Raw genomic sequence first — 5,772 nt, forward strand, 5'->3', positions numbered from 1 at the left:
GGGCGGTTAAGGTTCGTGCAGGTTTATCGCCCCCACGAGTGTTCAATGTTCAACCGCTCCCTCTATACAACCTTCGCCAGTCTGTTGTTGACCGCCGCTGCGCTGCCGGCCCAGGCCAATTGGTACCTGGACGGCGAGTCGTCGCGGCTGTCGTTCGTCAGCACCAAAAATGCCAGCGTGTCGGAAGTGCAGCGTTTTCTGGTGCTGCACGGTAAGGTCGACCCCAACGGTCGCGCCGAGGTCGAAGTCGAGCTCGAATCGATCAACAGCGGCATTCCCCTGCGTGATGAGCGCATGCGCAAGGAGCTGTTCCAGATCGAGCAATTTCCTGCAGCCACTATCACCACGCAGATCGATCTGCGCCCGATTAACGATCTGGCGCCCGGCGCGCAGCTGGAATTGCGCCTGCCGCTGACCGTCAGCCTGCACGGCAAGCAGCACGAATACCCGGCCGAGTTGCTCGCCACGCGTCTGGATGATCGGCGCTTTCAGGTGGTGACACTGGAGCCGCTGGTGATCAACGCCGAGGATTTCGATCTGGCGCCGGGCTTGGAAAACCTGCGCAAACTCGCCGATCTGTCGGCGATCAGTCTGTCGGTGCCGGTGGGTGCGGTGCTGATTTTCACGGCGCGCTGACATGCGCGGTGCGGTGTTCCCCTGGCGTGACGGCAACCGTTTCGAACTGTTGATCGACGGCCCGCAGTTCTTTCCGCGCATGCTCGAGCATATCGCTGGAGCTACAGAACAGATCGAACTGGAGCTCTATCTGGTCGAGGCCGGCGCCTGCGCCGAAGCCATCGTCCAGGCGCTGGTCGCGGCGGCCGAGCGCGGCGTGCGCGTGCGTTGCCTGTTCGATGATTACGGCAGCCTCGCGTTCACGCTGCATCTGCGCCAGCGCCTGACTCAGGCCGGGGTCGAGCTGCGTTTCTACAATCGCCTGAGCTGGCGGCGCTGGGTCGGCAACTTCTATCGCGACCACCGTAAATTGCTGCTGGTCGACCAATGCCTGGCAGTGGTCGGCGGCACCGGCGTGACCGATGAATTCTGGACGCCGGGCCATGATGTCAGCGAGTGGCACGAAGTGATGGTCGAGATCAGCGGCCCATTGGTGATCGATTGGCAATTGCTGTTCGATCGCCAGTGGATCGCCAACCGTTACCGCCGCGCCTGGCGTCCGGCCGCGCATTTTGGTCTGCCACGTTTGCCGCGCGTGCCGGACAAGGGCGAGGGCATGGGCCGTGTGGCGTATGCCGACGCCCGCCAGCACCGCGATATTCTGCAATCGCTGTTTCGCGCGCTGAACAGCGGGCAAAAACGCATCTGGATGGCCACGCCGTACTTTCTGCCTACCTGGAAAATCCGTCGCTCGCTGCGCAAAGCCGCTGCACGCGGGGTCGATGTGCGGCTGTTGCTGACCGGGCCGCGCACCGATCACCCGTCAGTGCGCTACGCCGGCCATCGCTACTACCCGCGACTGCTCAAGGCCGGGGTGCAGATCTTCGAATACCAGCCGTGCTTCCTGCACCTGAAAATGGTTCTGGTCGACGAATGGGTAAGCATCGGTTCGTGCAACTTCGATCACTGGAATCTGCGTTTCAATCTGGAGGCAAATCTGGAAGCACTGGACCCGGCGTTGACGGCAGCGGTGGAGGCGAGCTTTGTGAAGGACTTCGGCTTGAGTCAGCTGGTGAGCCTGGAGGAATGGCAGCGCCGACCGTTGTGGCGGCGGGTCAAGCAGCGGGTGTGGGGCTGGGTGGATCGGTTGGTGGTGAATATTCTCGATAGACGCGGATAACCACGATTTTGAATACACCCTGAATCCAATGTGGGAGCGAGCCTGCTCGCGAAAGCGGTGTGTCATTCAGCAATTTTTTGTCTGAATGATCGCTTTCGCGAGCAGGCTCGCTCCCACAGTGTTTTGCAGTGTTGCTGCTGTTACAGCAGTTCAAAGCTCTGCTGCGTCACCGCCTGCGAATCCAGGCCGATCTGCACGTTGAACTTGCCGGGCTCGGCCGCGTATTTGAGCTGGGCGTTGTAGAACTTCAGGTCGTCCTCGGTGATGGTGAAGTGCACGACTTTCTGTTCGCCGGCCTTGAGCATGATCTTCTGGAAGTTCTTCAGTTCTTTCACCGGCCGGATCATCGAACCGGTGACGTCCTGGATGTACAACTGCACCACGGTTTCGCCGTCACGCTTGCCGGTGTTCTTGACCATGACGCTGGCGTCGAGCTTGCCGCTGGCGTTGAGGGTGGTCGATGACAGCGCCATATCGCTCAGGGCGAAGGTGGTGTAGCTCAGGCCATAACCGAACGGAAACAGCGGGCCGGTGGTGTCATCGAAATACTGCGAGGTGTAGTTGCCCGGTTTGCCCGGCGTGAACGGCCGGCCAATGCTCAGGTGGTTGTAATAGGTCGGGATCTGGCCCACGGAACGCGGGAAGGTCACCGGCAGTTTGCCCGACGGGTTGTAGTCGCCGAACAGCACGTCGGCGATGGCGTTGCCGCCCTCGGTGCCGCTGAACCAGGTTTCCAGGATCGCATCGGCCGACTGGTTCTCTTCGAGAATCGTCAGCGGACGGCCGTTCATCAACACCAGCACCAACGGCTTGCCGGTGGCTTTCAGCGCGCGGATCAATTCGCGCTGGGTTTGCGGGATGTTCAGGTCAGTGCGGCTCGAGGATTCGTGGGACATGCCACGGGACTCGCCGACTGCCGCGACGATTACGTCAGCATCCTTCGCTGCTTTCACCGCTTCGTCGATCAGCACGTTGGCCGGGCGCGGGTCATCGACCACTTCCGGGGCATCGAAGTTGAGGAAGTTCAGGTAGTCGAGGACCTTCTTGTCGCCCGTGATGTTGGCGCCACGGGCGTAGATCAGGTTGGCCTTGTCGCCGATTACCGAACTCATGCCATCGAACAAAGTGACCGATTGCGCCGGGCGCCCGGCGGCGGCCCAGCTGCCCATCATGTCGATCGGCGCTTTCGCCAATGGACCGACCAGCGCGATTTTCGCGTCTTTCTTCAGCGGCAGGGTTTCGTTGTGGTTCTTCAGCAGCACCAGACTGCGACGTGCCACTTCGCGGGCCTCGGCGCGGTGCAGGCGGCTCTCGGCGTAGGTGTCGGCCGGATCATCCTCGGCCTTGCCGATGCGCAGGTACGGGTCCTTGAACAGGCCCATGTCGTACTTGGCAGCGAGCACTTCGCGCACGGCGTTATCGATGTCTTTCTGTTCGATCTCACCAGACTTGAGCAATCCCGGCAGTTCTTTACCGTAGAGGGTGTCGTTCATGCTCATGTCGATGCCGGCCTTGATCGCCAGCTTCGCCGCTTCGCGACCGTCGCGAGCGACACCGTGCTTGATCAGTTCGAAAATCGCGCCGTGATCGCTGACTGCCAGGCCTTTGAAGCCCCAGTCCTTGCGCAGCAGGTCGTTCATCAACCAGGTGTTGGCCGTGGCCGGGATGCCGTTGATCGAGTTCAACGCCACCATTACACCGCCAGCGCCGGCATCGATCGCGGCGCGGTACGGTGGCAGATAATCCTGGTACATCTTCACCGGGCTCATGTCGACGGTGTTGTAGTCGCGACCGCCCTCGACCGCGCCGTACAGGGCGAAGTGCTTGACGCTGGCCATGATGCTGTCGGCGGCGCTCGGGGTCTCGCCCTGATAGGCCTTGACCATGACTTTGGCGATGCGCGAGGTCAGGTAGGTGTCTTCGCCGAAACCTTCGGAACTGCGGCCCCAGCGCGGATCGCGGGAGATATCCACCATCGGCGCGAAGGTGATGTCGAGGCTGTCGGCAGCGGCTTCTTTAGCCGCAACGCGACCGGACTGGCCGATGGCGTCCATGTCCCAGCTCGATGCGAGGGCCAGCGGAATCGGGAAAATCGTACGGTGACCGTGGATCACGTCGTACGCGAAAAACATCGGAATCTTCAGGCGACTGCGCATGGCCGCGTCCTGCATCGGACGGTTTTCCGCGCGGGTGATCGAGTTGAACGTGCCGCCGATATTGCCGCCGGCGATTTCCTTGCGGATCAGCTCGCGGGGCATTTCCGGGCCGATGCTGATCAGGCGCAACTGGCCGATCTTCTCGTCGAGGGTCATTTGTTTCATCAGGTTGCTGATGAAAGCGTCCTTGTTTTCCAGAGGTACCGGGGTCGTGGCGGCCAGTACCTGATGACTGGCCAGGCTGACGAACAGACCCAGCAAACACAGCTTCTTCATGAATTTTTTCTCTAGGGCCCAAACGGTGATGCAACACCGGCCAGCCAAAATGTAGGGAGCGACTATTGTTGTTCGGGTGCCGGCGCAAAATCCTGAGCCGGAAAACCGCAGCCGACAGCGGCAACGTGAACGCGAAGGGCACTTTTTAGCCGATTAACCCGTCGCATGCCAGTGGCGGCGCCGATTATGCCCCAACCGCTGGCCGGGAATGCCCAGCGCTCGGTTTTTAAATCAAATGTTTCATGGAGCATCACTGCAATGAATATCAGCTCAACCTCCCGTTCACGGCTACAGATCGCCACGTTGCTGGTGTTCGCCACGCTGTTGACCGCGTGCGGCATCAACAATATCCCGACACTCGACGAACAGGCCAAAGCCGCCTGGGGCCAGGTGCAGAACCAGTACCAGCGCCGTGCCGACCTGATCCCCAATCTGGTGGAAACCGTGAAGGGCTACGCGGCCCACGAACAGGAAACCCTGACCGCAGTCATTGAAGCGCGAGCCAAGGCCACCTCGATTCAGGTCGATGCCAGCACCCTCGACAATCCCGAGAAGCTCAAGCAGTTCCAGCAGGCGCAAGATCAACTGACCGGCGCATTGAGCCGCTTGATGGTGGTCTCCGAGCGCTACCCGGATCTGAAGGCCAACCAGAACTTCCTCGCCCTGCAATCGCAACTCGAAGGTACGGAAAACCGCATTGCCGTGGCCCGTCGCGATTTCATTCTGGCGGTGCAGAAGTACAACACCGAGATCCGCACTTTCCCCGGTCGCCTGTGGCACAGCGTGATGTACAGCGATCTGCCGATGCGCGAAACCTTCGAAGCCACCACGCCCGGCGCGGAGAAGGCCCCGGAAGTGAAATTCTGACTCGAGGTTGCCCATGCGTTTGTTGAAACTGGGCCTGGTGCTAATGCTGTGGCTGTTCGCCGTCAGCGCCCGGGCCGAATTGTCGTTTCCGCCGCTGAGCGGGCGCGTGGTCGATCAGGCACAGATGCTCGAGCCATCGATTCGCGCGCAACTGAGCCAGCAATTGCAGGCGCACGAGCAGGCCACCGGCGAGCAATTGGTGGTGGTCACGCTGCCGGATCTGCAGGGCACCACCATCGAGGATTTCGGCGTTCAGCTCGGTCGGCACTGGGGCATCGGCCAGAAGGACAAGAACAACGGCGCCTTGCTGATCGTCGCCCGTGACGAGCGCAAACTGCGCATCGAAGTCGGTTATGGCCTGGAGGATCGCCTGACCGATGCGCAGTCGTCGGTGATCATTCATCAGGTCATCACGCCGGCGTTCAAGGCCGGCAATTTCAGCAAAGGCATCAGCGATGGCGTTGCGGCGATGCTGGTGGTGCTTGGTGGCAATCCGCTGGACGAACCGTCGACCGTGTACGAATCCAGCGGCGACCCGGCGGATGATTTCATCTCGCGGCACCCGGCGCTGTTCATGTTTCTGGTGATGTTGTTCATCCTGACGGTGTTTGTCTGCCAGATGCTCGGTATCCTGCCTGCCGGCCGGGGCGGCTCCGGAGGAGGGGGCGGCTTTGGCGG

General features: G+C 61.2%; 5 protein-coding genes. 4 read left to right on the forward strand and 1 reads right to left on the reverse strand.

The window, feature by feature from the left end; all coding sequences use genetic code 11:
* Positions 1 to 45 precede the first annotated feature (45 nt).
* Together D6877_RS26995 and D6877_RS27000 are read left to right on the forward strand one after the other, a co-directional pair.
* Positions 46 to 636 carry a YceI family protein gene (locus D6877_RS26995; protein WP_039762684.1) on the forward strand — a complete coding sequence of 197 codons (591 nt, stop codon included), beginning with the start codon at positions 46 to 48 and terminating at the stop codon, positions 634 to 636.
* A gap of 1 nt (position 637) precedes the next feature.
* Positions 638 to 1,795, forward strand: a complete 1,158-nt coding sequence (locus D6877_RS27000) for a phosphatidylserine/phosphatidylglycerophosphate/cardiolipin synthase family protein (protein WP_056783426.1) — start codon at positions 638 to 640, stop codon at positions 1,793 to 1,795.
* A gap of 140 nt (positions 1,796 to 1,935) precedes the next feature.
* Here D6877_RS27000 and bglX read toward each other — a convergent pair whose 3' ends face one another.
* A complete protein-coding gene (gene bglX / locus D6877_RS27005) occupies positions 1,936 to 4,227 on the reverse strand; it encodes a beta-glucosidase BglX (RefSeq protein ID WP_130912668.1) in 2,292 nt (763 codons plus the stop codon).
* A 258-nt stretch (positions 4,228 to 4,485) separates the two neighbouring features.
* On the opposite strand from bglX, the gene D6877_RS27010 reads away from it, so the two are divergent.
* Both D6877_RS27010 and D6877_RS27015 read left to right on the forward strand, forming a co-directional pair.
* Positions 4,486 to 5,094, forward strand: a complete 609-nt coding sequence (locus D6877_RS27010; RefSeq protein ID WP_024011957.1) for a LemA family protein — start codon at positions 4,486 to 4,488, stop codon at positions 5,092 to 5,094.
* 13 nt (positions 5,095 to 5,107) lie between these two features.
* Positions 5,108 to 5,772 (forward strand): TPM domain-containing protein (locus D6877_RS27015; RefSeq protein ID WP_130912669.1); only part of this gene is annotated, 665 nt, incomplete at its 3' end.

Source organism: Pseudomonas sp. Sample_9 (genome assembly GCF_004307535.1).
Taxonomy (GTDB): Bacteria; Pseudomonadota; Gammaproteobacteria; order Pseudomonadales; family Pseudomonadaceae; genus Aquipseudomonas; species Aquipseudomonas mercuritolerans.